The organism is Streptomyces sp. NPDC045701, assembly GCF_056432045.1.
In genome coordinates this window covers 199,233-221,974 of record NZ_JBWKJV010000004.1, presented here as the reverse complement: position 1 = coordinate 221,974, position 22,742 = coordinate 199,233, and the positions used below count along the sequence as shown (strand labels likewise).

Sequence of the window (22,742 nt, the reverse complement as noted above, 5' to 3'; positions counted from 1 at the left end):
GTGATGTGAGCAGGTACGACGGTCCCCGGGACGAGTGCTCGGAACCGCCGGTTCCGGCCGGGCTCACCGAACTGCTGAGGGAGTTGGAGGGGACGGGGGACTTCTGGGACCGGCCGTACGGGACCTGCGGCCCCTCCTCCGGCGACGAGGAGTCGGAGGAGGAGCGGGCCCTGGCGAACTCCCTCTACCGGCTCGGCACCAAGGCGCTGCGGCGCGACGAGCTGGCCACGGCGGGGGATCTGCTGGGCCGGGCCGGCGAACAGGGCCATCCCGGGGCGCTGTTCCGCCTGGCGGTCGTCGTCCACCGCCGGTTCGGGGACGAGGGCCGCGAGGACGCCGAGTTCCTCGTGGCCGAGGCGGCACGGTACGGGCACGGCGACGCCCGGGCGCTGCTGGGCCCGGCCGTCGCCGCCGGAGAGACGTGGCGGGGCGCCCCGGCGCAGGACCCGGAGTTCGCCGACGAGGTCCGTGCCGCCCTCGGACGGCCGCTCACCGCGTCGCCCGGGAACGGGCCCCCCACCCGCCCCGGGGCCGGCCGCGCGGCCGGGGAGCCCGACCGGGTGGGGCCGCCCGGCGCGGGTGCGCCGCCGGTACGGATCGTTGCCACCACGACATCCGCCACGGGCACGGACCACCCCGCCGGTCCGGCAGGGGCGGCGCGTACAGCCGCTCCGGCGGACCCGGCCCCGCCCCCCGACCCGCCGGGGACGGCGCCGGATCCGGGTCCCGCGACGTCGGCACCGGTCCCCCTCCCCGGGGCGGACCGCCCGGCAGCGGCGTCCGCCCCGGGGCGGGGGACGGCGCCGGTCCCCGCCCATGGGACGGCCCCGGCGACGCTGCCCGGCGCGCCCGCGTTCGGGCCCGCCCCGGCGGGCCGCCTGTGGGTGCCCGGTGGCCACGCCGGGCGCAGCAGCCTGTGGACCCCGTCGCCGATGCGGTCCCCGTCCCTGACGGACCTCGCCCGGCAGGTGCCGTCCGCGCACGAGTCGGCCCAGCGCTGGCAGGAGGCCATGCGCGTCCTGGACGTGCTCCACACCATCGGCGGCGCCGACGGGCCGATGAGCGCCGTCCGGCTCGCGCGGGACACCGGCATGGAGGCGCCGGCGCTGGAACGCCTCCTGACCTGGCTGTCCGAGCAGCGGCTGGTGGCGGTCCCGGAGCCGGGGACGTACACCGCCGGACCGCTCCTGCGGGTCTGGGCCGAGCACGGGGGCACCGAGCGCCAGAACGCCCTGCGGAAGGTCCTCTCCGAGCTGCGCGACCGGGTCGGCGCCGCGGTCTATGTGAGCCGCTACACCGACGGCGAGGTGCGCATCACCCAGTACGCCGCCGGGCCGGGCGCGCCGGCGGTACGCGAGTGGGTGCCCTTCCGCGAGGCCGCGCACGCCAGCGCCGTCGGCAAGAGCCTGCTGGCGCAGCTGGACTTCGAGGACCGTATGGATCACCTCGACCGGCGCCGGCCCCTCCCGCTCACGTCCCGCACCATCACCGACCACCGCCATCTGTTCCAGGCCCTCGACCACCACGGGCCGCTGGCGGCCCAGTTCGACCTGCTCGAGTACTCCGACGACGAGGTGTGCGTCGCGTTCCCCCTCACGGTGGCCGGGCGGGCGGGGTGCGTGGCGCTGTCCCTGCCCCTCACGCGACAGCACCGGCTCCTCGAAGCGGCCGACGCGCTGAGCAACCGCTCGGCGGCCCTCCTGGCGACCCTGCTGCTCGCGGAGGACCCGCCCGGGGACGGCCGCGGCGCGACCGGGGGCGACGACGGTGCGGAGACCTCCGCCCGTACGGGCGTTCCGGACGGTGCGGGGCAACCGGTGCCGCTCGGGAGGCATGCGGGCGGGGCGGGAGGGGCACGCGGTCGGCATGGCCGGTGACACGGACGACGACACATGGGTCCGCCGCCCCGGGGCGAGCGGGCACCGGACGGTGCCGCACACGGCTGACGTGCGCGTCGAGGCGTGGGGCGGGAGCCGCGAGCAGTGCCTGGTGGAGGCGGTGCTCGGCATGGTCGAGTGCTTCGCGGACCTTTCCGGGCAGCGGGCGACCGCGGTACGGCAGGTGCAGGTGACGGAGTGCAGCGACGACGACCTGCTGGCCGCGCTGCTGGACGAGGTGGTGTTCCGACTGGAGGTGGACGGTGACGTGCCGGTGGACGTCGAGGTGGAGACGGTGGAGGGCGGGCTGGACGTCCGCATGGCGGTGACGGACGTGGCGTCGGTGCCGATCACCGGCGCCGTGCCGAAGGCCGTGTCCTGGCACGAGCTGTACCTGGCCCCGGATCCCTACGGGTGGTCGTGCGCGGTGACGGTCGACGTGTGAGCGGGCCGGGCGGGGGTGACGGCTATCCCTTGACCACGCCGAGCGGGACGAGGCGGGCCACCTTCCGGCACAGCCCCGCGCCCTCGCTCGCCGCCACCACCTCGGTGACGTCCTTGTAGGCCTCGGGGGTCTCCTCCGCCAGGCCGCGCCACGACACCGGGCGCACCGCGATGCCGTCCGCCTCCAGCCGCTCCCGCAGCTGCTTGCCGCCGACGGTGCGGGCGGCCTGGTGACGGCTCATCACCCGGCCCGCCCCGTGACAGGTGGAGTGGAAGGCGCCGCCTCCGGGAACGCCCGTGAGGACGTACGAGGCGGTCCCCATGGTGCCGGGGATGAGCACCGGCTGGCCCACGGCGCGCAGGTCCTCGGGCAGTTCCGGGTGGCCGGGCGGGAACGCCCGGGTGGCCCCCTTGCGGTGCACGCACAGCCGGCGCGGCCGACCGCGCACCTGGTGGGTCTCGATCTTGGCGAGGTTGTGGGACACGTCGTACACCAGCGTGAGGCGCGCGCCCGCCTCGCGCCGGAAGACGCGGCGGGCGGCCTCGGCCAGCAGCTGCCGGTTGGCGCGGCCGTAGTTGGCGGCGGCGGCCATCGCGCCCAGGTAGGCGCGGCCCTCCGGCGAGTCGACCGGGGTGCAGGCCAGCTGCCGGTCGGGGACGGTGATCCCGTACCGGGCCATGGCCCGGTCCATCAGCCGGACGTGGTCCGAGCAGATCTGGTGCCCGAGCCCCCGCGAGCCGCAGTGGATCATCACGCACACCTGGCCGGCGGCGAGGCCGAACGCGGTGGCCACGGGCGCGTCGTAGACCTCGGCGACCTGCTGGACCTCGAGGAAGTGGTTCCCCGAGCCGAGGCTGCCGACCTGGCCGAGTCCCCGTTCCCGGGCCCGCTCGTCCACCCGCTCCGCGTCCGCGTCGGCGACCGCTCCGCCGTCCTCGCAGCGCCGCAGGTCCCGCTCCTCGCCGTGGCCCTCCTCCACCGCGTACCGCGAACCGCCCCGGAGGATCCGATCCAGCCCGGCGCCGGTCACGGGCCAGACCCCTCCCGGGCCGGCGCCGCGCGGGACGACGCGGCCGAGTCCGTCCATGAGCGAGGGCAGCACGGGCTCCAGGGTCCGCCGGTCGCAGTCGGCCGCGAGCAGCCGCACGCCGCAGGAGATGTCGAACCCGACGCCGCCGGGCGAGACCACACCGCCGTCGTCGACGTCGGTGGCGGCCACTCCGCCGATGGGGAAGCCGTAACCCCAGTGGACGTCGGGCATGGCGTACGAGGCGTCCACGATGCCCGGCAACGTCGCCACGTCGACGACCTGGTCCAGTGCCTTCTCCGCGTCCCGCAGCAGCGCCCGGGACGCGAACACCACGCCCGGGACGCGCATGGTGCCCCGTGGCGCGATGCGGAACCGGTAGGGGCCCTCTTCGACGTACTCCATCACAGCCTCCCGGGCGGTCGGCCTCCCCCGGCACCGGGCGTCCCCCCGGCACCTGTGCCGCGTTTCCCGCGCCGCCCGGGGTAAACGCGTCCGCCCGCCATGGGCGCGCGGGGCCCGATCAGGTGGCTGCCGGCTTCGTGCGCCAGGCGATCACATGACGACGACCAGGACTTGCGCGACCGGGCCGAGCGGGTGGGCGCCCGGGGGCGTCGGGCCGGCGGGAACGAGCGGGACCGGCCCGAGGATCTCGCCGTGCCCGGCCTGTCCGTCCCGGTCCCGTTCGCCGGGGCGACGCTGCTCCCCAGCGGCAGCGTGGGCTGCCGACGGGTGCCCACCCCGAGGCCATGCGGGCCTCTGGACGACCTCGCCGGGCGGCCGTCGACGTAGGAGGGTGCCGGGGTGACCGGGCAAGGCAGGTAACTTGAGTCTCCACTTGTCAACTTGCCTGGTGCGAGCTATATAAATGTCGAGCAAGTCACCGCACTTGCCTCGCCACGGCTATGGATGACGACCACGAGGAGGCGACGACTCGATGCTGATGCGGACGGACCCCTTCCGTGAGCTGGACCGCTTCACCCAGCAACTCTTCGACGGTGCGCGACGTCCTGCGGCGATGCCCATGGACGCCTGGCGCGAGGACGGCTCGGTACGGGTCATGTTCGACCTGCCCGGCGTCGACCCCGACACGGTGGACCTGAAGGTCGAACGGAACGTCCTGACCGTCCAGGCCGAGCGCAGGCCCGTGACCGGCGGCGAGGGCGTCGAGCCGGTGATCTCGGAGCGGCCCACCGGCACCTTCACCCGCCAGGTCTTCCTGGGCGAGACCCTGGACACGGAGCGCATCGAGGCGACGTACGACGCGGGAGTGCTGAGCCTGCGCATCCCGCTCGCCGAGCAGGCCAAGCCGCGCAAGATCGAGATCACCACCGGCGGTGACCGCAAGGAGCTGCTGTCCTGACGCCCCCGGTGGGCGCGCCCTTCCCGGGATGCGCCCACCGGCGCGCGCCGTCCCGCGACCGCCCCCGGAGGGGACCGCGGTGGCCGCGCGGGCCCGGCGGCCCCCCTGACGACCGGTCCCCCCGGCGGAGCCGTGGCACCGGACCGCTCACCAGGGGGACGCGGCCGGGGTGAAGCTGCTGGGCGGGGTCGGGGTCTCGCTCGACGACGCGTTGAGGATCGCCGTGAGGAGCAGTCCCACGAGGGCGATGACCACCAGCACCAGGGTGGTCCTGGTGCGACGGCTCCGCCCCGGGCGCAACGGGGGCGGCTCGCCGCTCCCGCCCTCCCCGGAGAACTGGGCGTTGAGCGTGTTCATCCGGGCGGCGAGGTCGGGATCGTCGTTGGTGAGCCCTCGTTCGATCCGTCCGATGATGCGTGCTTCCGATTCGTGTTCCATGGCAGCACCTGCTTCATGGGATGGACTCACGCGCGGGAGAAACCACGCTCCACTTCCGTATTCTCCCGCATCCCGCCCCATCCGTCCCGGCCGGCCCGGGGCGGCGTCTCAGCCGCCGGTGACCTTGGCCGCGAACGCGTCCAGGTTGCCGGCCATGCGGGCGATCCGCTCCTCGACGGTGAGGGACTCCTCGTACCGTCCGGAACGCAGCTTCGGCTGCCGCCTGCCGCGGACGTACAGGGGACAGGCCAGGTCGGAGCAGACGTAGATGCCGACCGTGTTGCCCTCGCGCCCCCGTGCGCCCGCCAGCGGGGCGGCGAGCAGGGTGACCCCGGAGGAGGCGTGTCCGGTGAGACAGATCTGGCAGAGGCTCGACTTCACCGCACTGGTCCGTCCCACCGCGGGGACGCGCAGGGTGATCCCCAGCGGACCGTCCGCGCGGGGCAGCACGAGATGGGCCCTGAGCGGAGCCCCTGGATCCACCCAGCCGAGGAAGTCCAGGTCGTCCCACGGCAGGCCGGCGAAGTCGGCGGGCAGCTTCAGCCGCATGGCCTCGCCCTTGGTGCAGTTCACGAAGGACGAGCGGATCTGTTTCTCACTGAGCGGTTCCACGGGCGTCGACCCTACGCAGGGGCCGGCCGTGACGCACCTCAATAACCGCCCGCCGTACAGCGTGGGCGGTCGACCGTGCCCGGTAAAAGCGTTCAAGGAAAGGGGGGTTGGCGGCCTAGCATGACCGGTCATGCCCACGAACGCAGAGATCATCACCCGCGCCCTGGACCGGATCATCGCCGGATACGTCTTCCCCGGGAAGACCGCGCCCATCGACGCCGCGATCCGCCGGCGCCTCGATTCCGGCGAGTACGACGGCCTGGACGGCCCGGCGCTCTGCGAGGCGGTGACCGCCCACCTGCAGGAGGTCTGCCCGGACAAGCACCTCCGGCTGCTGTGGACGGACGAGCCGCAGGACATGGACCCGGCGGCCGGGGACGAGGGCCGGTCGGCCTTCCTCGAACTGCTCAGGGCGGAGAACCAGGGCATCCGCCGCTTCGAGCGGCTGGACGGCGGCATCGGGCTGATCGACATCCGGCGCGTCGCGGACGCGGGCGAGGGCGGCCGGGCGATCGGCGCGGCGATGGAGCTGGTCGCCCTCAGTTCGGCCCTGATACTCGACCTCCGCGACTGCCGGGGCGGCGCACCCGAGGGCGCGGCCATGTGGTGCAGCTACTTCTTCCCCGACGACCAGCTGCACCTCAACGACATCTACGACCGCTCGACCGACTCCACCCGCCAGTTCTGGACCATCGCCCACCTCCCCGGCCCGCGCTACCTGGACCGGCCGGTCCACGTGCTGACCAGCGCCCTGACCTTCTCGGGCGGCGAGGACGTGGCGTACACCCTCCAGGCCCACGGCCGCGCGACGGTGTACGGCGAGACGACCCGCGGCGGCGCCCATCCCACCGCCCGGTACCCGGTGGCCGAGCACGTCCTCGTGACGGTCCCCACCGCCCGCACGGTCAACACCGTGACCGGCACGAACTGGGAGGGTGTCGGGGTCGTCCCCGACGTACCCGTCCCGGCCGACCAGGCCCTCGACGCGGCGCACAAGGCCGCCCTGCGTTCGCTCGGCGCGTCCGGCGCCTGAGGGCCCGGGCTCCCGGGCCCCCGCGCCGGCCCGCACCCGCGGCGGGTCCTGCGGAGCCGGACCGTCCTCGGCCGGGGCCCCTCCGGTGCGGTGACCGCCTGGATCGTGTCCGTGACGTCTCACCCGGTCCGCGGCGACCCGCCCTTCGGGCGGACGCCGATACTTTCCGGCCACTCCCTAGCCCTCGATGACGCCCAGCTCGGTGTCGGGACGGCACACCGCGCACGCCTCCACCTGGTCCGCCAGGGCGCGCCGCGCCGTCTCCCGCGACGCCCCGGCGGCGCCCCGGCCGGCCAGCGCGCAGGTTCCGATGTGCACCTTCACCGGGGTGCGGGTGGCGTCCAGGCTGCGCTGGATGCGGTACGGCGGAGGGGCCGGCGGAGCCGTGCGCCGCTGGATCTCCCGCTCGCGGGCCTTCGCCGCGCGCTGCTGCCTGACGTGCATGATCTGCACGGTCAGGTACGCCTCGATGGCGGCCAGCCGCTCGTCGTCGGGCGGGTACGGGGACGGCAGTGGCTCGGACACGGTCCTGTCCTGTCCTGTCGGACGTCGTCGGCGGGGTCACGGGTCAGGCGGCTTCGGTGGTGTCGCGCGGCGGCGTCGCCGTCCGCCGGGTGACGGCCTTCAGTTCGGCGCGCGCCCGTACGCGCTCCTCCGCTTCGAACGCGTACCAGTGGGCGTGGGTGCTGATGCGGAGCGACAGCTCGACGCACTCCGTGCGCAGCCGCGCCACCGCTCTCTTCTCCTCCTCGGTCCACCCGGGGCTCTCCGGACGGCCGGCGGTGACCTGCCCGGTGTGCGGGTGTTCGGTGCCCGGGCGCCCGGGCGTGGGCTCGACGCTCCAGGGGAGCTTGCGGCACAGGGCGGCGAGTTCGGCGGTCGCCCGGTGCAGGCGGGTCTGCGCGGCGCGCAGGTCGTCGGGGAAGCGGTATCCGGCCATGGCCAGAATCATACGCCTGTTCGATTGGCGGCGGGGGGCCGGCACCCCCGGAACGGAGCGGCGCGCCGCGACCACCCGGAACGACCGCGGGGCGGCCACGGCGGCGCCGCGCGCCGGTGCCCGTGCTCCGCACGGTCCGTGGCCGCCCCGCCGGGGCGTCAGGCCGAGACGATGTTCTCCGCCTGTGGGCCCTTGCGCCCTTCGGTGACGTCGAAGGTCACCTTCTGCCCCTCCAGCAGCTCGCGGTAGCCGCCGCCGGTGATGTTGGAGTAGTGGGCGAAGACGTCCGGTCCGCCGCCGTCCTGGGCGATGAAGCCGAAGCCCTTCTCACTGTTGAACCACTTGACCGTTCCGGTAGCCATATCGGCCTCCTATGAGTGAACGGCCCGCACCGTGCGGGCCCGGAGAGTGCGGGCCCGACATGGGGTGTGACAGCACGAACGCCCGTGATCGCGATCACGGGCGCACACTTCGGAACCACGACTTCTCTGCCCTCGACCGTACCCGAAGCGTGCGCATGTCGCTACGCAGCGCACACGGACGGCGCGTGTCACACGATGTGTCGCACGGTGTCCCGCGTGGCGGGGGCGGTGTGCCGGGCGCACGCTGAGATGGGGAACTTCCCCGATCCTTCGCACCCGAGGAGGTGGCTTCCTCATGACGGAGCCGAGCGGTTCGAGGAGTCCCGCTGCCGACCCGGCGGCGCGGGGCAGGACGACCATCGCGGACGGCGTGGTCGTCAAGATCGCCGGGATGGCGGCCAGAGAGGTGGACGGCGTCCACGCTCTGGGCGGCGGCCTGGCCCGTACCGTCGGGGCCGTGCGCGACCGCGTACCGGGCGGGCGCGCGAGCATCACGCGCGGCGTCAAGGTCGAGGTCGGCGAGCGCCAGAGCGCCGTCGATCTCGAACTCGTCGTCGAGTACGGCGTCCCCATCGTGGACGTGGCCGGGGCCGTGCGCGAGAACGTCGTGGAGGCGGTGGAGCGCATGACGGGCCTGGAGGTCGTCGAGGTGAACATCGCCGTGGACGACGTCCACCTGCCCGAGGACGACGACGAGGAGGAACCGGAAGGACGCGTCCGCTAGGCCGGGGCGGCCGCCGACCGCCCCGGGGCGTCCGCCGCACACGCCCCTGCGCGACCGCGCGGACCGCGCGATCGCGGGGGCTCCGCGGTGAGCGCTACATCGGGTCGACGTTTCCGCCGGCCATGCCGCGCTCCTGCTCGCTCTGCTCCTTGAGCCGGCGGGCCTTGTCCCGCAGCCGCTGACGGTCCTGCGGGTCGGTGGCGCGCTCGGCCGCCTGCTCCAGTTCCTGCGCCTTGGCGCGCATCTGGCTGATCCGGTTGCCGGGTTCGTCCGCGGTGCTCATGGTGATCCTTCCGTCGGGTGGGGCCGCTGGGGCCGGGCCAGATCAGACAAACAGAGCCTTCCCGCATCCGCATCCCGGACGGTCACACATCGTCACAGGGCGTGCCCTCCCCCTTCGGGGGTAACGGAAGCTGGAGCGGACCGACCTGAGTTGGGGGCCTGTGATGGCGCGGACGGAACTGCGCGGCAAAGCGGAACGGGACGGACGGGGAGCGCCCCGGTGGGGCCGGGTGGCGGCCATGCTGCTCGCTTTCGCGGCGATGGTGGCCTTCGCCGTGGTACTGGCCAGGCTGACCCTGGAACCATCGGCCGCCTCCGAGCCGATGACGCACACCAATCTGCGGCCGGGCGACTCCATCCGCGACTACCTCGCGCAGCCGGCCTTCCGGGACACCCTCAAGCAGCTCGGCGGCAACGTCCTGCTCGGCGTCCCGTTCGGTGTGCTGCTGCCGGTGCTGGTGCCCCCCGCTCGCGGGCTGGTGCGCGTGGCGGTGGTCACCGCGCTGGTGATGCTGCTGGTCGAGCTCGTCCAGGGTGCCCTGATCACGGGGCGGGCCTTCGACGTCGACGACGTCCTGCTCAACACGTCGGGCGCGCTGCTGGGTTATCTGCTGCTGGGCCGCCGGCTCGGCCGGGCGGTGCACCCGAGGCGCCACCACTGGTGGCACCGCTTCACCGGAGGGCCGGGGGTGCCGCCGGCCGAGCGGTAGCGCACCACCGACGCGCCCGCCCGGCCGGACGGGCCGTCAGAAGAACGCCCCGTCGCCCCCCAGGCTGACGGCCACGTAGTAGGAGCGGGCCGCGTTCACGCAGTTCAGGTTGGCCACGGTGGTGACGTAGGTGTCCTGGCAGATCCGCTCCATCTCGGTGCGGAACCGGCCGTCGATCCAGTTCTTCGCCTCACGGGTCGGGCTGAGCCGCAGTTCGTGACGCGCGCCGTAGTTCCGGTAACCGAAGTCGTGCTGCACGCAGGCGGGGCGGAACACCTGGCTGTAGGGGGCGAATCCGACGGGTACGGAGCAGCCGTCCGTCGTCCAGTCGAACGGCGCGACGCGCGGGGTGCGGGCGAACTCGCGGTAGGTGAGGTTCATGACCCGGTCCGCCTCCGCGCGTACGGCCGGGTCGTGGACCGGGGCGGGAGCGGTGGCGGTGGGCACGCCGCCCACGGGGACGATGCCGACCGGGATCGGGTCGATCGGGAGCGGGTCGACCGGGACGGTGCCGACCGGGATCGGGTCGGCGGCGGCGCTGGGGCCGGCCGCGGCGACGACGCCGCTCAGAGCGGTGGTGGTAGCGAACGCGAGCGCGGCGACAGCCGTCGAGAGCTTCCGGCGCATCGGGCCTCCAGAGAGTCGGTCGTGGGCGAAGGGGTACGCCCAGGACTGCAAACGATCAGCCGGGTGCGAGGTTGCCGTAAGTAGCCTGTACGGGGCATGGATCGCCCGGTGGGCACGGCCCGCCACTCCCCACGCGTGTGCGGGGCCTGTCGGCGGGTCAGATCCGCCAGCCGCGCAGGCGGTCCGCCGCCTGGTAGACCGTGGCCTTCGCCGCCTGGATGTCGCGCACCAGCTCGACCAGCGCTCCGTACGGGGCGTCGATGCCCTCGCCGGCGGCATGCATGTAGGCGACGGCCACCTGGCAGGCGTACAGGGAATTGCGGTGCGGCAGGGGCTGGAGGCGTACGAGGGTGTGGAGGAGGGCCGCCGCGCGCCACGCGGGGTCGGGTTCGGCCGTCGTGGGGCGCGGGATGCGGGTCTTGTGCCGGGCGACGGCCGCGACGAGGGCGGAGTAGTCCGCGACGGACACGTCTTCCGGCACGGCCTGCTCCTGTACGTCGAGGAGCCAGGGCACGTCGATGTAGAACACCATCAGGCGGCCGCGCCTCCCCGCCGCGCCCCGGCCCGGGGGATCTCGTCGGGGAAGGCCTCGTCGAACTCGGCGCGGTGGGCCTCGCCCCAGGAGACGGCGTAGCGGACGAACTGCCGCCGTTGCCGTTCGCGGAGGGGGAGGTCGTGGACGTACTGCTTGAGCGATTTGCCTTCAGCGGCCGCCGCGGCGCGGACCTCCTCCAGCTCCTCGTCGGTGAAGGTGATGTTCAAGGACGGCATACCGGTGATGGTACCTACTAGGTACCATCACCGGCCAGCGCGGCGACCGGACCTTCCGCGGCACCCGGCCGTACGGATGGGCGCCGGCGCGTGGCCCCTCCCGGCCGGGCCCGCGCCGCCGAGGCGGCGTCCAGCCCGGTGGCCGGGGGGGGGCCGCCCGCGGTGGGGCGGCCGGCGTCAGCGCACCCAGACGTTGATGACGGGTGAGACGACCCGCTTGCGGCTGTCCACCAGACGCAGCTTGTTGTGGCCCTTCATCCCGAGCACGACGCGCATGCTGTAGGTGGAGCGGGACGTCGTGTTCATCGAGGCGGGGAGCGTCGTCCAGCGCCCGTGCTGCTTCTGCTGGAGGGTGACGCGGCTGCCCGGGGGCAGGCTCTTGACCACGCCGCGGATGCGGAACTGCTGCCAGGCGCGCACGCTCTTGACCGTGGCGTCGGCCGTCGCGGTCGTGTGCGCGGCGGTGGCCGCGGGCTTCTTCGGCGCGGAGGACGGGGACGAGACGGCGACGGCCGTTCCGACCGAGCCGGCGATCAGCGCGGCGGTGGAGATGACGGCGCCCCAGGTACGTGCGGACTGACCCATTGCTATGTCTCCCAGGCTAGGGGGTGGCTTCAGCGGCCTCACCATAAGCACGAAGGTCGATAACCTGATTATTCGACACGAACCGGATAATCCGTCCAGCGTCAACCCCAGTGCTGGGAGTAGTGCGCGCGGAGGTGGTCGCGGTCGGCGCGCTCGGCGAGGAGCCGGCCGACGGCGAGCAGGGCGAGCAGGCTCACCCCGATGACGCCCAGACCGGGAACGAGTCGGCGCGCCTCGACGATGGACGTGACCGGCCGCCGGCCCGTGCCCCCCGGCGGCGCGACGGCCTGGGCGGGCGGCGCGGCTCCGGCGGCGGACGGTGCGCCCGGCGGGGGCGCGGACGGAGGAGCGGCGGCGGTGTTCCGGTCGGCGGCTGTGCGCCCGTCGATGATCCGGACGCCGAGAGCCGTCAGCGCCGGGGGCACGGGCTGGAAGAACGTCATGCCGCCCGCCACGCAGTCGCCGTTGCCGCCCGAGGTCACTCCCAGGGCCAGTCCCTCGGCGAGGAGCGGGCCGCCGCTGTCCCCCGGCTCGGCGCAGACGGTGGTCGCGATCAGCCCGCCGACCGTGCCCTCGCGGTAGTTCACCGTGGCGTTCAGCGCGGTCACCCGGCCCGAACGCAGCCCCGTGGTGCTGCCACTGCGGAAGACCTCCTGGCCGACGACCGGTTCGGCGGCGCCGACCACCGGCACGCTCCGGCCCTGGCCGATGTCGACGGCGTTACCGCCGTCGAACGCGCCGCGGTCGTCGTACCGGACGAGGGAGAAGTCCTTGCCCGGGAAGGTGCGGGCGACTGTCGTCCCGAGTCGTGCGTCGCCCGCGGTGCCGCGGAACCAGGGGGTGCCGACCGGACCGCAATGCCCGGCCGTCAGCAGGTAGTTGTCCCGCCCGTCGGTGACGTTGAACCCCACCGAGCAGCGGCCGGTCCCGTTGAAGATGGGTACCGCTCCATTGATCCTGGTGGTGAAGGCGCCCCCGGTCCGCCGCATACGGACGAAGTCGCCCGCCCGGTCCGCGACGCCGGACATGCGCGACCAGTCGCCGGCGGACACGGTGCGGTCCGCGTACACCGTGACCTGGTTGGCGGCGTAGTCCACCGTCCAGGCGGTGCCGGGCACCCTGGGGGCACGCTCCAGTATCTCGGTGGCCGAGCGGAGGTCCGCCATGCTGTGCCGCTTGACCTCGGCCCGCACTCCCGCCCGCCGTACCTCGGCGGCCGTGGCGTCGTCGGTCACGGCGACGACCGGGCGGCCGTCCGCCCCGATCCAGCTCCCGGCGGTACGCGACGTGCCCAGCCGGGCGACGAGCCCGGACGCCGCTCCGGCGGGCGGGGCGGCGTCGACCGACGGGCGGCCGCCCGTCGGCGCCGGCTCGCCCGCCACCGCGTTCGACACCATCAGCCCGCCGCAGAGCAGTCCCCCGACAGCCGCCAGCCTGATGGCCCGCCGGAGGGTGCGCCGCCCGTGCTTCATCCATGGCCCCCAATGCCGTACCGGTGCGAAACAGAAGGTCGTCCTCCCATACGTGCCGCCGCACCGTTCGGTTCACCGGGTCAGCCGCCTCCGGGTGTCACCAGCCCCGTCGCTTGTTCCTGGCGCGGTTCAGGTGCGTCTTGACGGTGGCCTCGCTGATGAAGAGTCCGCCGGCCGATCTCGTGGTTGCCGAGGCCACGCTCCGTCAGCCGCAGCACCTCCGTCTCACGGCCGGTCAACCGGGCCGGGTCCGGCGGGGGTCGCGCGACGGCGGGGCATCCCGCTGCGCGAACGCCTCGACCAGCCGCCGGGTGACGCTGGGGGCGAAGAGCGCGTCACCGCCGCCCACCGCGGCGACCGCCGCGAGCAGCCGCTCGGGCCCGGAGTCCTTGGACGTCGGCGGCAACGGCCGGTGGCCCCAGTCGTGGAAGACGTTCTACGCCTGGGGCGACGAGAGCCGCCACAGCCCGCTCGTGGACAGCGGCTGGTACGAGGGACACGACGTGAAGGTGCCGCCCGGGACCGTCCGGGGCCGAGTCCACCGGCGGGGGGGGTACGACGTGCCCCGCTCCCCTCGGAGCGGGGAGGGCGGGGCGCGTCACACGTGGCCCCGCCGATCCCGTACGCATGGATCCGCCTGAACGGGTACCCGCACCACCGGCCGACGTGCGCGGTATCGCCGCGCCGCAGACCGGTAACAAGGAGGCGCAGATGAGCAAGGTGAAGGAATCCGTCGAGGTCGACGTCCCGGTCCACACCGCGTACAACCAGTGGACGCTGTTCGAGGAGTTCCCGCGCTTCATGGAGGGCGTCGAGGAGGTCGTCCAGGTCGACGACCGGCACAACCACTGGAAGACGAAGATCGGTGGGGTGCGGCGCGAGTTCGACACGGAGATCGTCGACCAGCTGCCCGACGAGCGGATCGCCTGGAGGACCATCAGCGGCGACACCCAGCAGAAGGGTGTGGTCAGCTTCCAGCGCCTGGACGACACGCACACGCGCGTGGAACTGGTGATGGACGTCGAGACCAGCGGCGTCGCCGAGAAGGCGGCCGATCTCACCGGGACGATCGACCGGCGTGTGAAGGGTGACATGCGGCGGTTCAAGGACTTCATCGAGGGTCAGGGCGGCGAGTCCGGCGGCTGGCGCGGCCGGATCAAGCCGGGCGACCACTGACGCCCGTACGGACCGACGCCGGCGCCGGCCGGCCGGTGCGGCGACACCGCCGTACCGCGCCGCCCGGCGCCGGCGTCGGCCTGTAGGGGGACGCGGGCGGCGGCCTGTCCGGGGGCGGCGCGGCCGGGGTCAGCAGTCGATGCCCCGGGAGCGCAGCCACGCGCACTGCGTCTCGCCGGACGTCCTGCCACCGTCGTAGGCGCGCGGGTCGCGGTGGCCGGGGCCCACCGGCTCGTGCGGCTCGAAGACCCCGTCGCCGTCCACGTCCCCGCCCCGGGGGTCGATCTTGCCGCCCGGGTTCCGGCAGGCGGTCCGGTCGGCCGGGTCCGCGGTGCACACGTCCGGGCGGGCGCCGTGCGCCGGCGCCTGCCGCGCCGCGGCGCCCTGGGCCGTGGCCTGGGACTCCACCGCCTTCGCGAGCGAGGCGCCGGTGAGTTCGAGGGACACGGCGGCGGACCGGGCGGCCGGTCCGGTCGTTCCCTCGCCCGCCGGAGCGGCACCGGAGACGCACGCGGACACGGTGAGCGCGAGACCGGCGGCCAGCAGGGCCGGGGCCGCGAAGGCGGCGGCCCGGCGGCGGGCATGTGTCGCGGAAGCCATGAGCACCATGGGAACACCCGGCGGACGATCGGCGTGATGGGTGTGGTGCACCCTACGTCGGCGCCGGGAGCCGGTCAACGCGTTCGGTTCAGGGCGGTACGGGAGGGCGTCAGCCCCGCTCGTAGGCGAAGTGGTACGCGGTCGCCGGTTCACCGTGCCGAGCGGTGAAGGTCCCCGTTCCGCGCAGGCCGGTCAGCGCTCCGGTGCCCGTACCGGGCACGACCTCGAACGCGCAGTGGACGCTGCCGTCGGGGTCGAAGGTGCCGCGCTCCTCGACGACGAAGGTGCCCTCGTGTCCGTCGAGCCGGCCGGTCAGCAGCTCCATGCCGGTGAAGGTGCCGGTCTTCTCCGTGGTGTAGGCGATGGTGTAGACGCACGTCGTCCCGGTGGCCTCGATGCCGCCGGAGAAGGTGTTGGTGACCGAGGCGTGGGCGAGCCTCGGGTGGGCGTCGGCAGGCCCCAGCGGGTTTTCCCGCCAGTCGGCGAAGGTGAAGTGTCCGGTGGTCCGCGTAGGCATGGCTGTCCTCTCGATCGACCGCTCCGGGCCGGGCGCCCGCGGTGTGTGACCAAGCGTGGCCCTCGTACCTGACACCTTCTGTCAGGTACGGGGGGACAATGCCGCCATGCGCGCCGACCGGCTTCTGTCCCTGCTGTTGCTGCTCCAGAACCGCGGGCGGATGACCGCCTCCCGGCTCGCCGACGAGCTGGAGGTGTCGGTCCGCACGGTGTACCGGGACATCGAGGCGCTCGGGGCGGCGGGTGTCCCGGTCCTCGCCGATCGCGGGCCCGACGGCGGATACCGCCTGGTGGACGGGTATCGCACCCGGCTGACCGGGCTCACCGACGCCGAGGCGAGTTCGCTGTTCCTCGCCGGAGCACCCGGCCCCGCGCGCGACCTCGGGCTCGGCGCGGTGCTGACGACCGCGCAGCTGAAGGTGCAGGCCGCCCTCCCGCCCGAACTCGCCGAGCAGGCACGGCGTGTGCGGGACCGGTTCCACCTCGACGCGCCCGCCTGGTTCCGGGACGCCGACCCCGTTCCGCACCTGGGGGCGATCGCGCGGGCGGTGTGGGAGCGGCGGGTGCTGCGCACGCACTACCGGCGCCGGGGCGGGGAGGCGCGCCGGGAGCTGCGGCCGCTCGGCATCGTCCTCAAGGGCGGCATCTGGTACCTGGTCGCGCTGGCGGACGAGGCGGTGCGGACCTACCGGATCACACGGTTCCTGTCCGTGGACCCGGCCCCGGAGACCTTCGACCCGCCGGCCGGGTTCGACCTGGCCGCCTACTGGGAGGACTCCACCCGCCGCCTGGAGGCGGCGTTGCACCGCGGGACGGCGCTGTTGCGGATCTCGCCCCGGGCCCAGCGGCTGCTGCCGATGCAGTTCGGTGCGGTGGCGACGCGGGCCCTCGAAGCGGCGGGGCCGCCCGACGAGGAGGGCTGGGTGCGGGTGGAGCTGCCGGTGGAGAGCGAGGCCGTCGCGGTCGGGGACCTGCTCCGGCTCGGCACGGAGGCGGAGGTGCTCGGCCCCCCGGAGCTGCGGCGGGCGGTCGCCGAGGCCGTCGCGGTGCTGGCGGAGCGGTACGCGGTGCCATGAGCCCCGGTGGCGCGCATCCGGCCGGTACGATCACCGGATCACCGGAATATGGACGTGGGCGGGGCGGGGGACATGGCGGGGGACGCGGACGGAAGGGGCGCCGGGGACGCGGATGCCGGGGTGGTGTCCGTCCCGGCGGGGCGGGTGACGCTGTCGGACCGGCGTACGGGGCGCAGCTGGCCGGTGGACCTGGCTTCGTACCGGCTGGGCGTCCACCCGGTCACCCAGGCGCGGTACGCGGCCGTCACCGGGCGGCGGCCGAGCAGCGCCCACGGTGACCGGCTCCCGGTCGAGGGCGTCTCGTGGTGGGACGCCGTCCGGTTCTGCAACGCCCTGTCCGCGCGCGAGGGGTTGACGCCCGCGTACCGCGTCCTCGGTGACGACGCGGTCGAGTGGGACGCCTCGTCGGACGGGTACCGGCTTCCCACCGAGGCCGAGTGGGAGCACGCGTGCCGCGCCGGCACCACCGGCGCGCGCTACGGGGAGCTCGACGAGATCGCCTGGCACCGGGGCAACTCCGTGGAGCGGATGCGCGAGGTGGGCGGCAGGCAGCCCAACTCGTGGGGCCTGCACGACATGCTGGGCAATGTGTGGGAGTGGTGCTGGGACTTCTACGATCCCGAGGTCTACGGCACCTACCGGGTGCTGCGCGGCGGAGGGTGGTTCGACGAGCGCTGGAGCTGCCGGGCGTCGGTGCGCCGCCGCAGTCATCCGACCCTGCGGATCGACGATGTGGGGTTCCGCGTCGCACGGTCCCTCTGAGCCCGCGCCGCGAAGTCCCGCGCGGCCCGCGACGTCCCGCACGCGCGCCTGCCGTGTTCCGCCGGGGACGCCGTCGGCGCCCCGGGTGCCCGCCGGGCCGGCGCGGTGGGGAGCCGTGTCGTCGGCCGGTCCGGTTCGTTGCACATTCCAGCCGCGAATCCGGCCGGATTCCTCCCTCACGCAACAGGAGCACGCCATGTCCCGACACCCTCGCACCCGCCTGATCGCCGTGTGCGCCTCGATCGCCGGCGCGAGCGTCGCCGCCGCCGGCCCGGCGGCGGCCGGCGAGCAGCCGCCGGCGTCGGTCGGCGCTCCGGTCGTCACGAACCTCAACAGCACGGGGCCGCTCAGCACCTCCCCCGACTCCCCGGGCCAGGCGTCCCCCCTGCCGGTCGGCGGCGCCCTGCTCGGTGGCCTCCCCGCCGGCCTGCCCCTCGGCGGCTGAGAACCCGCCGGGGAGCACGCCGGGAACCCGGAACCCCGAACCCGTAACCCGGAACCCGTAACCCGGAACCCGCCACGAGCAAAAACCCCTCCCCCACGCCCGCCTGAACGGGTGACCGCCACGTTCCGTAGTAGGTGACGAGCGAGTCACCGTACGGAAGGGGGCGATGGGCCGTGCCGCGTCGCTGGGGGCGCACGACGTGGGCGCCGCACGGGCCGGCGAAGAACGTGCCGCCGGAGGGCCGGATGCCTGGCCGGAGGCGCCGTTTCCGCGTCGACTACCCGCGCCGCAACCGGCGGGGCCTTCTCCGCTGGGTCCCGTCGTGGCGCCAGGTGCTCGCGCCGGCACTGATCGGCCTCGCCGCCCTCGTCGCGCTGGTGGGGTACGTGTACTCCACGGTCGAGATCGCGGACGTGAACGCCGACGCGCGGGCCGAGGCCAATGTGTACTACTGGGCGGACGGCACCCAGATGGTGAGCGTCGGGCCGGTCAACCGGCAGAACGTGCCCCTGTCCGACATCCCGCCGTCCCTCCAGAACGCCGTGATCGCCACCGAGAACGCCACGTTCTACAGCGACCCCGGGTTCTCGGTGCGCGGAGTGGCACGGGCCGTGGTGAACATGGCCCGCGGCCAGGACGTGCAGAGCGGTTCCACCATCACACAGCAGTACGTGAAGAACACGTACCTCACTCCCGACCAGACCCTCGACCGCAAACTGCGCGAGCTGTGCCTGTCGGTCAAGCTGTCGAGGTCCCTGTCCAAGCAGGAGATCCTCCAGGGGTACCTCAACACCAGCTGGTTCGGCCGCAACGCCTACGGTGTGCAGGCCGCGGCGGTGGCGTACTACGGCATGGACGCCAAGAACCTCGACCCTTCGCGCGGCGCGCTGCTGGCCGCGCTGCTCAAGGGCGGGGAGCTGTACGACCCTTCGCTGAGCGCGGCCCACCACCGCCGGGCCGTCGAGCGGTGGGAGTACGTCCTGGACCGGCAGGTGGAGCTCGGGTACATGTCCGCCCGGGAGCGGGCGACGTACACCGTCTTCCCCGAGCCCCGGCCGGAGTCGGTGTCCACCAGCATGTCCGGCCAGATCGGCTACCTGGTGGACGTCGCCGACAAGTACATCAAGAACCGCACCGGGCTGACCACCGAGCAACTGGGTCGGGGCGGTTACCGGATCCGCACCACCTTCGACAAGCGGGAGGTGGAGCGGCTGCGGAAGACGGTGGAGGACGTCCGGCAGACGTCGCTCGACCCGGCCCGCCGGATCGCCGACCGGGACGTGGAGATCGGCGCGGCGTCGATCCGCCCGGGCGACGGCGCGGTGCTGGCGCTGTACGGAGGCACCGACGCGACCGAGCACTTCACCAACAACGCCGACACGGCCGGGGTACCGGTGGGGTCGGCGTTCACCCCGTTCGTCATGGCGGCGGCGCTCGAACACGGCGCCGGTCCGGCCGCCGGCGCGCCGGGCGCACTGCGCCGGGCGCTGGTGCGGGGCGACAGCGGCCTCTACAGCCGGCTGGGCGAGGCGGTGGGGCTGGACCGGGTTCGGGACCTCGCCGTCGGTTCGGGCCTCCTGCCGCTGAGCATGGCGCCGCTGGAGCCGTCGTTCTCCGCCGGCACCTCGACACCGAGCGCGATCAGGATGGCCGGCGCGTACGCCACGTTCGCCGCCGGCGGGCGGCAGACCGACCCGTACTCCGTCACCGCGGTCAGCCACTTCGGCACGCCGCTGGAGGGGCTGGAGCGGCCCGCCGCCCGGCGGGCGCTGGACGAGCGGGTGGCCCGTGAGGTCGCGGACGCGCTGCGGGACGTGGCGGTGGACGTCATGACGCCGGACGCGATCCGCAGCCTGCCCCCGGTCGCGGCCGGCCGGACCGGTGCCGGGGACCGGGTGCCGGCGTCCTGGTTCGTCGGCTACACCGGCCGACTGTCCACCGCCGTCACGGTGTTCCGCAGCCGGCCCGGCACGGACGGGCTGCTGCCGATGAACGGGGTGGGCGGGAGCACGTCGGACCGGGCCGATTTCCTGCCGTTGCGGGTGTGGTCGGCGTACATGACCGGCACTCCCGCCGCGCGCGGGGCCGAGTAGGTCACAGGGCGGCGGCCATGCGCCGGACCGCTTCGGTGAGCACCTCCGGCGAGGTGGCCAAATTCAGGCGGGCGTGGCAGGCGCCGCCGGTGCCGAAGGGCGGGCCCTGGGTGCAGCGCGACCCGGCCGCGTTCGAGGAAGGCGCTGCGGCCGGGTCGTCGCCCAGGCCGGGGGCCCGGCAGTCCGGCCACGCCAGATACGTGCCGTCGCCGGGCGGGTGCCGCACGTCCGGCAGGTGCTCGGCCACCAGGCCGGCCAGGAGCCGCCGGTTCTCGTCGACGCAGCGGGTAACCGGTGTCACCGATGGCGATCGCGTCGGTGACCGCCCGTGCGACGGGCTCGGCGCCTGCGGCACGTCCATCTCGGCGACCCACAGGGGCAGCACGTCGTCGGGGTAGGCCCGCCACTTGATGCTGGTGCGGCGGCACAGTTGCTCCGGGGAGAGCCTGCGGAGCGGGTTCGGGTCGTCGGGCGAGCCGTGCGGAGTGTGCATCCATGCCCGGCGATTCCAGGCGGCGGGGTACGGGTCCGCCGGGGTCTTCCCGCCGTATGCCGGGGCTCACATGCCGCCCGGGCCCACGCCGCCCTTGAGGCGCTCGATGTCGGAGGGTCGCACCTGGATGACGAGCAGGGCGGCGAGGGCCGCGACGGCGGTGAAGACGGCCGCGACCACGAACGCCGCGGAGACGCCGGACGTCAGGACCTGGTCGGCCCAGGGGGGTGGCAGTTCCCCGGTGCGCTGGAACCGCAGCCGCTCCGCCGGGCCGGCCTGGGAGAGGAAGGCGGGCACCTGCTTCTCCGCCTCGTGGGTGCTCGCCGTACCGAACATGGTGACCAGGATGGACAGTCCGAGTGAGCCACCGACCTGCTGGGTGGCGTTCAGCAGCCCGGAAGCGGCTCCGGTCTCGTGGACGGGGACGTTGGACAGCGCCATCAGGGTGAGGGAGACGAACTCCATGCCCATGCCGAGGCCGAAGACGAGCAGGGGCCCCAGCACGCTGCCGAGGTAGGTGGAGTGGACGTCGGTCAGGGTCAGCCAGGCGAGGCCGGCCGCCGCGAGCAGCCCTCCGGTCACCATGAAGGGTTTGGGGCCGTACCTGGGCAGGAGCTGGGAGGCCAGTCCGGCGCCGACCGCGATGATCGCGCTGACCGGCAGGAACGCCAGGCCCGCCCGGAGCGGGCTGAAGTCGAGGACGTTCTGCACGAAGAGGGTCAGGAAGAAGAACATGCCGAACATCGCCGCGGCGAGGCTGAGCATGATCGCGTAGGTGCCCGCCCGGTTGCGGTCGGCGAACATGTGCAGGGGTGTGATCGGCTGCCGGGAGCGCCGCTCCACGAAGACGAACAGGGCCAGGACCACCACGGCCACCGCGAAGGACCCCACGGTGATCGGGTCGCTCCAGCCGTCCTGCGCGGCCCGGATGAACCCGTACACCAGCAGCACCATGCCGAGGGTCGAGGTCAGCGCCCCGGTGACGTCGAAGTTGCCGGGGTGGCGCTCGGACTCCCTGATCCACTTCGGGGTGGCGAGGGCGATGAGCAGCCCGATCGGCACGTTGACGAACAGCACCCAGCGCCAGTCCAGCCACTCGACGAGGAGACCGCCCGCGAGCAGCCCGATGGCGCTGCCCCCGGCGGAGACCGCGGCGAAGACGCCGAACGCCCGGTTGCGCGCCGGCCCTTCTTTGAACGTGGTGCTGATCAGGGCGAGGGACGTCGGCGAGGCGATGGCACCGCCGACGCCCTGGAGCGCGCGGGCGGCGAGGAGCTGTCCGGAGTTCTGGGCGAGCCCGCCGAGCAACGAGGCGAGGACGAACAGCAGCACACCGAAGATGAACACCCTGCGGCGGCCGAGGATGTCGCCCGCGCGTCCGCCGAGCAGCAGCAGGCCGCCGAAGGTCAGCGTGTAGGCGTTGACCACCCAGGAGAGGTTGGTGGTCGAGAAGTGCAACGAGCTCTGGATGTGCGGCAGAGCGATGTTCACGATGGTGATGTCGAGGACCACCATCAACTGGCACGAGGCGATGACCAGGAGCGCCATCGCGTTGCCGCCGCCCCGTTCGGAGGTGGTGGTCCGGGCTGCGGGGGTCTGGTGGGATCCGGTCATGGCACGCGCCCCTCGTCGGAGGGTCAGCTGACGGTCACGGAGCGTCAAGGACGCCTCCGTCCACCGTTCGACCGTAAGTCCGGCTGCCGGACCCGACCAGTCGATCACGCGCACGGAACGCCGGGGGCGGACCGGCGGCGGGGCGCGCCCCGCCGCCTCCGTACGCGAAGCGGACGCGGGAGGTCCGGCGGACCGGTGCGACCACCGGCCGATTCCACCGTGAGCGGAACGGCGCTCGCCCGCACGGCGGGTCACCGGGGGGCCGGCGCTCCTAGTCTGTGGGGATGAACAACCACATACCCGTAGAGCCCCTGTGGCGGCATGTCGTCGGTGGCGTCCTGCGTCATGAGCGCCTGGCTCAGCAGCGCACGCTCAAGGACGTCGCCGAGGCGGCCAAGATATCCATGCCGTACCTCTCCGAGCTGGAACGCGGCCGTAAGGAGGCCTCGTCGGAGGTCCTCGCGGCCGTCGCCCGCGCCCTCGGGCTCGGGTTGGCCGACCTGCTGGCCCTGGGGCAGGCCGAGCTGACCCGTCCGGTGCGGACGCGGCGGTCGGTGACCGGGCGGGTCGCCGCCCCCGCCGGCGACGGATCCGCCGTGAGCGAGACCGCCGTCCTGCGGGTGCGGACCGCGCCGGTGGCACGCCCGAGCGCCCGGCAGGCGCGGCTCGGTCTGGCGGCCTGAGCCCCGCCGGCCCGGG

27 protein-coding genes and 2 pseudogenes are annotated in these 22,742 nt (G+C 74.0%); 12 read left to right on the top strand and 17 right to left on the bottom strand.

Going from position 1 to position 22,742, the window contains the following annotated elements; translation table 11 throughout:
* The first annotated feature begins 5 nt into the window (after positions 1–5).
* Positions 6–1,877 carry an IclR family transcriptional regulator domain-containing protein gene (locus tag AC07DW_RS07005; RefSeq protein WP_478856574.1) on the top strand — a complete coding sequence of 624 codons (1,872 nt, stop codon included), beginning with the start codon at positions 6–8 and terminating at the stop codon, positions 1,875–1,877.
* A complete protein-coding gene (locus tag AC07DW_RS07000; RefSeq protein ID WP_478856573.1) occupies positions 1,867–2,322 on the top strand; it encodes an archease in 456 nt (151 codons plus the stop codon). Before AC07DW_RS07005 ends, AC07DW_RS07000 begins: the two co-directional genes overlap by 11 nt.
* A 22-nt stretch (positions 2,323–2,344) precedes the next feature.
* On the opposite strand, the gene AC07DW_RS06995 is transcribed toward AC07DW_RS07000, so the two are convergent.
* Entirely contained in the window at positions 2,345–3,754 is a 1,410-nt protein-coding gene (locus AC07DW_RS06995; RefSeq protein WP_478856572.1) for an RtcB family protein, read from the bottom strand.
* A 532-nt stretch (positions 3,755–4,286) separates the two neighbouring features.
* On the opposite strand from AC07DW_RS06995, the gene AC07DW_RS06990 reads away from it, so the two are divergent.
* Positions 4,287–4,712 (top strand): Hsp20/alpha crystallin family protein, encoded by a 426-nt coding sequence (locus AC07DW_RS06990; RefSeq protein WP_478856571.1) that lies wholly within the window; start codon positions 4,287–4,289, stop codon positions 4,710–4,712.
* A gap of 147 nt (positions 4,713–4,859) precedes the next feature.
* Here the strand turns inward: AC07DW_RS06990 and AC07DW_RS06985 are convergent, their stop codons facing one another.
* Both AC07DW_RS06985 and AC07DW_RS06980 read right to left on the bottom strand, forming a co-directional pair.
* Complete coding sequence (locus AC07DW_RS06985) at positions 4,860–5,150, bottom strand: DUF3040 domain-containing protein (protein WP_478856570.1); 291 nt, start codon at positions 5,148–5,150, stop codon at positions 4,860–4,862.
* 108 nt (positions 5,151–5,258) lie between these two features.
* Complete coding sequence (locus tag AC07DW_RS06980; protein ID WP_478856569.1) at positions 5,259–5,762, bottom strand: FBP domain-containing protein; 504 nt, start codon at positions 5,760–5,762, stop codon at positions 5,259–5,261.
* Between the two features lie 130 nt (positions 5,763–5,892).
* Between AC07DW_RS06980 and AC07DW_RS06975 the strand changes: the two genes are divergently transcribed.
* Positions 5,893–6,795: a S41 family peptidase gene (locus AC07DW_RS06975; RefSeq protein WP_478856568.1), complete on the top strand. Its 903-nt coding sequence runs from the start codon at positions 5,893–5,895 to the stop codon at positions 6,793–6,795.
* 177 nt (positions 6,796–6,972) lie between these two features.
* On the opposite strand, the gene AC07DW_RS06970 is transcribed toward AC07DW_RS06975, so the two are convergent.
* The 3 genes from AC07DW_RS06970 to AC07DW_RS06960 form a co-directional block, all read right to left on the bottom strand.
* Entirely contained in the window at positions 6,973–7,320 is a 348-nt protein-coding gene (locus AC07DW_RS06970) for a DUF6233 domain-containing protein (RefSeq protein ID WP_478856567.1), read from the bottom strand.
* A gap of 43 nt (positions 7,321–7,363) precedes the next feature.
* Positions 7,364–7,735, bottom strand: coding sequence for a hypothetical protein (locus AC07DW_RS06965; protein ID WP_478856566.1), 372 nt, complete (start codon positions 7,733–7,735; stop codon positions 7,364–7,366).
* Between the two features lie 158 nt (positions 7,736–7,893).
* Positions 7,894–8,097, bottom strand: a complete 204-nt coding sequence (locus tag AC07DW_RS06960) for a cold-shock protein (protein WP_478856565.1) — start codon at positions 8,095–8,097, stop codon at positions 7,894–7,896.
* Positions 8,098–8,392: 295 nt separating this feature from the next.
* On the opposite strand from AC07DW_RS06960, the gene AC07DW_RS06955 reads away from it, so the two are divergent.
* On the top strand, positions 8,393–8,821 hold the full coding sequence (locus tag AC07DW_RS06955) for an Asp23/Gls24 family envelope stress response protein (RefSeq protein ID WP_478856564.1): 429 nt from the start codon (positions 8,393–8,395) through the stop codon (positions 8,819–8,821).
* 94 nt (positions 8,822–8,915) lie between these two features.
* On the opposite strand, the gene AC07DW_RS06950 is transcribed toward AC07DW_RS06955, so the two are convergent.
* The gene (locus AC07DW_RS06950; protein ID WP_478856563.1) at positions 8,916–9,104 is read right to left on the bottom strand and encodes a DUF6381 family protein; all 189 of its coding nucleotides are present in this window, start codon (positions 9,102–9,104) and stop codon (positions 8,916–8,918) included.
* Positions 9,105–9,267: 163 nt separating this feature from the next.
* Between AC07DW_RS06950 and AC07DW_RS06945 the strand changes: the two genes are divergently transcribed.
* A complete protein-coding gene (locus AC07DW_RS06945; RefSeq protein WP_478856562.1) occupies positions 9,268–9,813 on the top strand; it encodes a VanZ family protein in 546 nt (181 codons plus the stop codon).
* Between the two features lie 36 nt (positions 9,814–9,849).
* On the opposite strand, the gene AC07DW_RS06940 is transcribed toward AC07DW_RS06945, so the two are convergent.
* The 6 genes and pseudogenes from AC07DW_RS06940 to AC07DW_RS06915 form a co-directional block, all read right to left on the bottom strand.
* Positions 9,850–10,440 carry a phospholipase A2 gene (locus AC07DW_RS06940; RefSeq protein ID WP_478856561.1) on the bottom strand — a complete coding sequence of 197 codons (591 nt, stop codon included), beginning with the start codon at positions 10,438–10,440 and terminating at the stop codon, positions 9,850–9,852.
* 157 nt (positions 10,441–10,597) lie between these two features.
* Positions 10,598–10,972 (bottom strand): toxin Doc, encoded by a 375-nt coding sequence (locus AC07DW_RS06935; protein WP_478856560.1) that lies wholly within the window; start codon positions 10,970–10,972, stop codon positions 10,598–10,600.
* The gene (locus AC07DW_RS06930; protein ID WP_478856559.1) at positions 10,972–11,211 is read right to left on the bottom strand and encodes a hypothetical protein; all 240 of its coding nucleotides are present in this window, start codon (positions 11,209–11,211) and stop codon (positions 10,972–10,974) included. The genes AC07DW_RS06935 and AC07DW_RS06930 overlap by 1 nt, the downstream gene beginning before the upstream one ends.
* Before the next feature lie 177 nt (positions 11,212–11,388).
* On the bottom strand, positions 11,389–11,796 hold the full coding sequence (locus AC07DW_RS06925; protein WP_478856558.1) for a hypothetical protein: 408 nt from the start codon (positions 11,794–11,796) through the stop codon (positions 11,389–11,391).
* Between the two features lie 101 nt (positions 11,797–11,897).
* Positions 11,898–13,268: a S1 family peptidase gene (locus tag AC07DW_RS06920; RefSeq protein WP_478856557.1), complete on the bottom strand. Its 1,371-nt coding sequence runs from the start codon at positions 13,266–13,268 to the stop codon at positions 11,898–11,900.
* Between the two features lie 112 nt (positions 13,269–13,380).
* A pseudogene (locus tag AC07DW_RS06915) lies at positions 13,381–13,659 on the bottom strand (response regulator transcription factor); the annotation flags it as partial.
* A 320-nt stretch (positions 13,660–13,979) separates the two neighbouring features.
* Here AC07DW_RS06915 and AC07DW_RS06910 point away from each other — a divergent pair.
* Positions 13,980–14,444, top strand: a complete 465-nt coding sequence (locus AC07DW_RS06910) for an SRPBCC family protein (protein ID WP_189552384.1) — start codon at positions 13,980–13,982, stop codon at positions 14,442–14,444.
* A gap of 129 nt (positions 14,445–14,573) precedes the next feature.
* Here the strand turns inward: AC07DW_RS06910 and AC07DW_RS06905 are convergent, their stop codons facing one another.
* The gene (locus tag AC07DW_RS06905; RefSeq protein WP_478856556.1) at positions 14,574–15,044 is read right to left on the bottom strand and encodes a hypothetical protein; all 471 of its coding nucleotides are present in this window, start codon (positions 15,042–15,044) and stop codon (positions 14,574–14,576) included.
* Positions 15,045–15,153: 109 nt separating this feature from the next.
* Positions 15,154–15,561: a DUF3224 domain-containing protein gene (locus AC07DW_RS06900; RefSeq protein ID WP_478856555.1), complete on the bottom strand. Its 408-nt coding sequence runs from the start codon at positions 15,559–15,561 to the stop codon at positions 15,154–15,156.
* A gap of 106 nt (positions 15,562–15,667) precedes the next feature.
* Between AC07DW_RS06900 and AC07DW_RS06895 the strand changes: the two genes are divergently transcribed.
* From AC07DW_RS06895 to AC07DW_RS06880, 4 genes are all read left to right on the top strand, one after another.
* Positions 15,668–16,636 carry a helix-turn-helix transcriptional regulator gene (locus AC07DW_RS06895; protein ID WP_478856554.1) on the top strand — a complete coding sequence of 323 codons (969 nt, stop codon included), beginning with the start codon at positions 15,668–15,670 and terminating at the stop codon, positions 16,634–16,636.
* Positions 16,637–16,708: 72 nt separating this feature from the next.
* Complete coding sequence (locus tag AC07DW_RS06890) at positions 16,709–17,398, top strand: formylglycine-generating enzyme family protein (protein ID WP_478856721.1); 690 nt, start codon at positions 16,709–16,711, stop codon at positions 17,396–17,398.
* A gap of 196 nt (positions 17,399–17,594) precedes the next feature.
* Complete coding sequence (locus AC07DW_RS06885; RefSeq protein ID WP_478856553.1) at positions 17,595–17,843, top strand: hypothetical protein; 249 nt, start codon at positions 17,595–17,597, stop codon at positions 17,841–17,843.
* Positions 17,844–18,088: 245 nt separating this feature from the next.
* Positions 18,089–19,936, top strand: coding sequence for a transglycosylase domain-containing protein (locus AC07DW_RS06880; RefSeq protein WP_478856552.1), 1,848 nt, complete (start codon positions 18,089–18,091; stop codon positions 19,934–19,936).
* Between the two features lies 1 nt (position 19,937).
* On the opposite strand, the pseudogene AC07DW_RS06875 reads toward AC07DW_RS06880, so the two are convergent.
* A pseudogene (locus AC07DW_RS06875) lies at positions 19,938–20,216 on the bottom strand (pyridoxal phosphate-dependent aminotransferase); the annotation flags it as partial.
* Between the two features lie 279 nt (positions 20,217–20,495).
* The gene (locus AC07DW_RS06870) at positions 20,496–22,043 is read right to left on the bottom strand and encodes an MFS transporter (RefSeq protein ID WP_478856551.1); all 1,548 of its coding nucleotides are present in this window, start codon (positions 22,041–22,043) and stop codon (positions 20,496–20,498) included.
* A 284-nt stretch (positions 22,044–22,327) separates the two neighbouring features.
* Between AC07DW_RS06870 and AC07DW_RS06865 the strand changes: the two genes are divergently transcribed.
* Positions 22,328–22,726: a helix-turn-helix domain-containing protein gene (locus tag AC07DW_RS06865; RefSeq protein ID WP_478856550.1), complete on the top strand. Its 399-nt coding sequence runs from the start codon at positions 22,328–22,330 to the stop codon at positions 22,724–22,726.
* Positions 22,727–22,742: the final 16 nt, after the last annotated feature.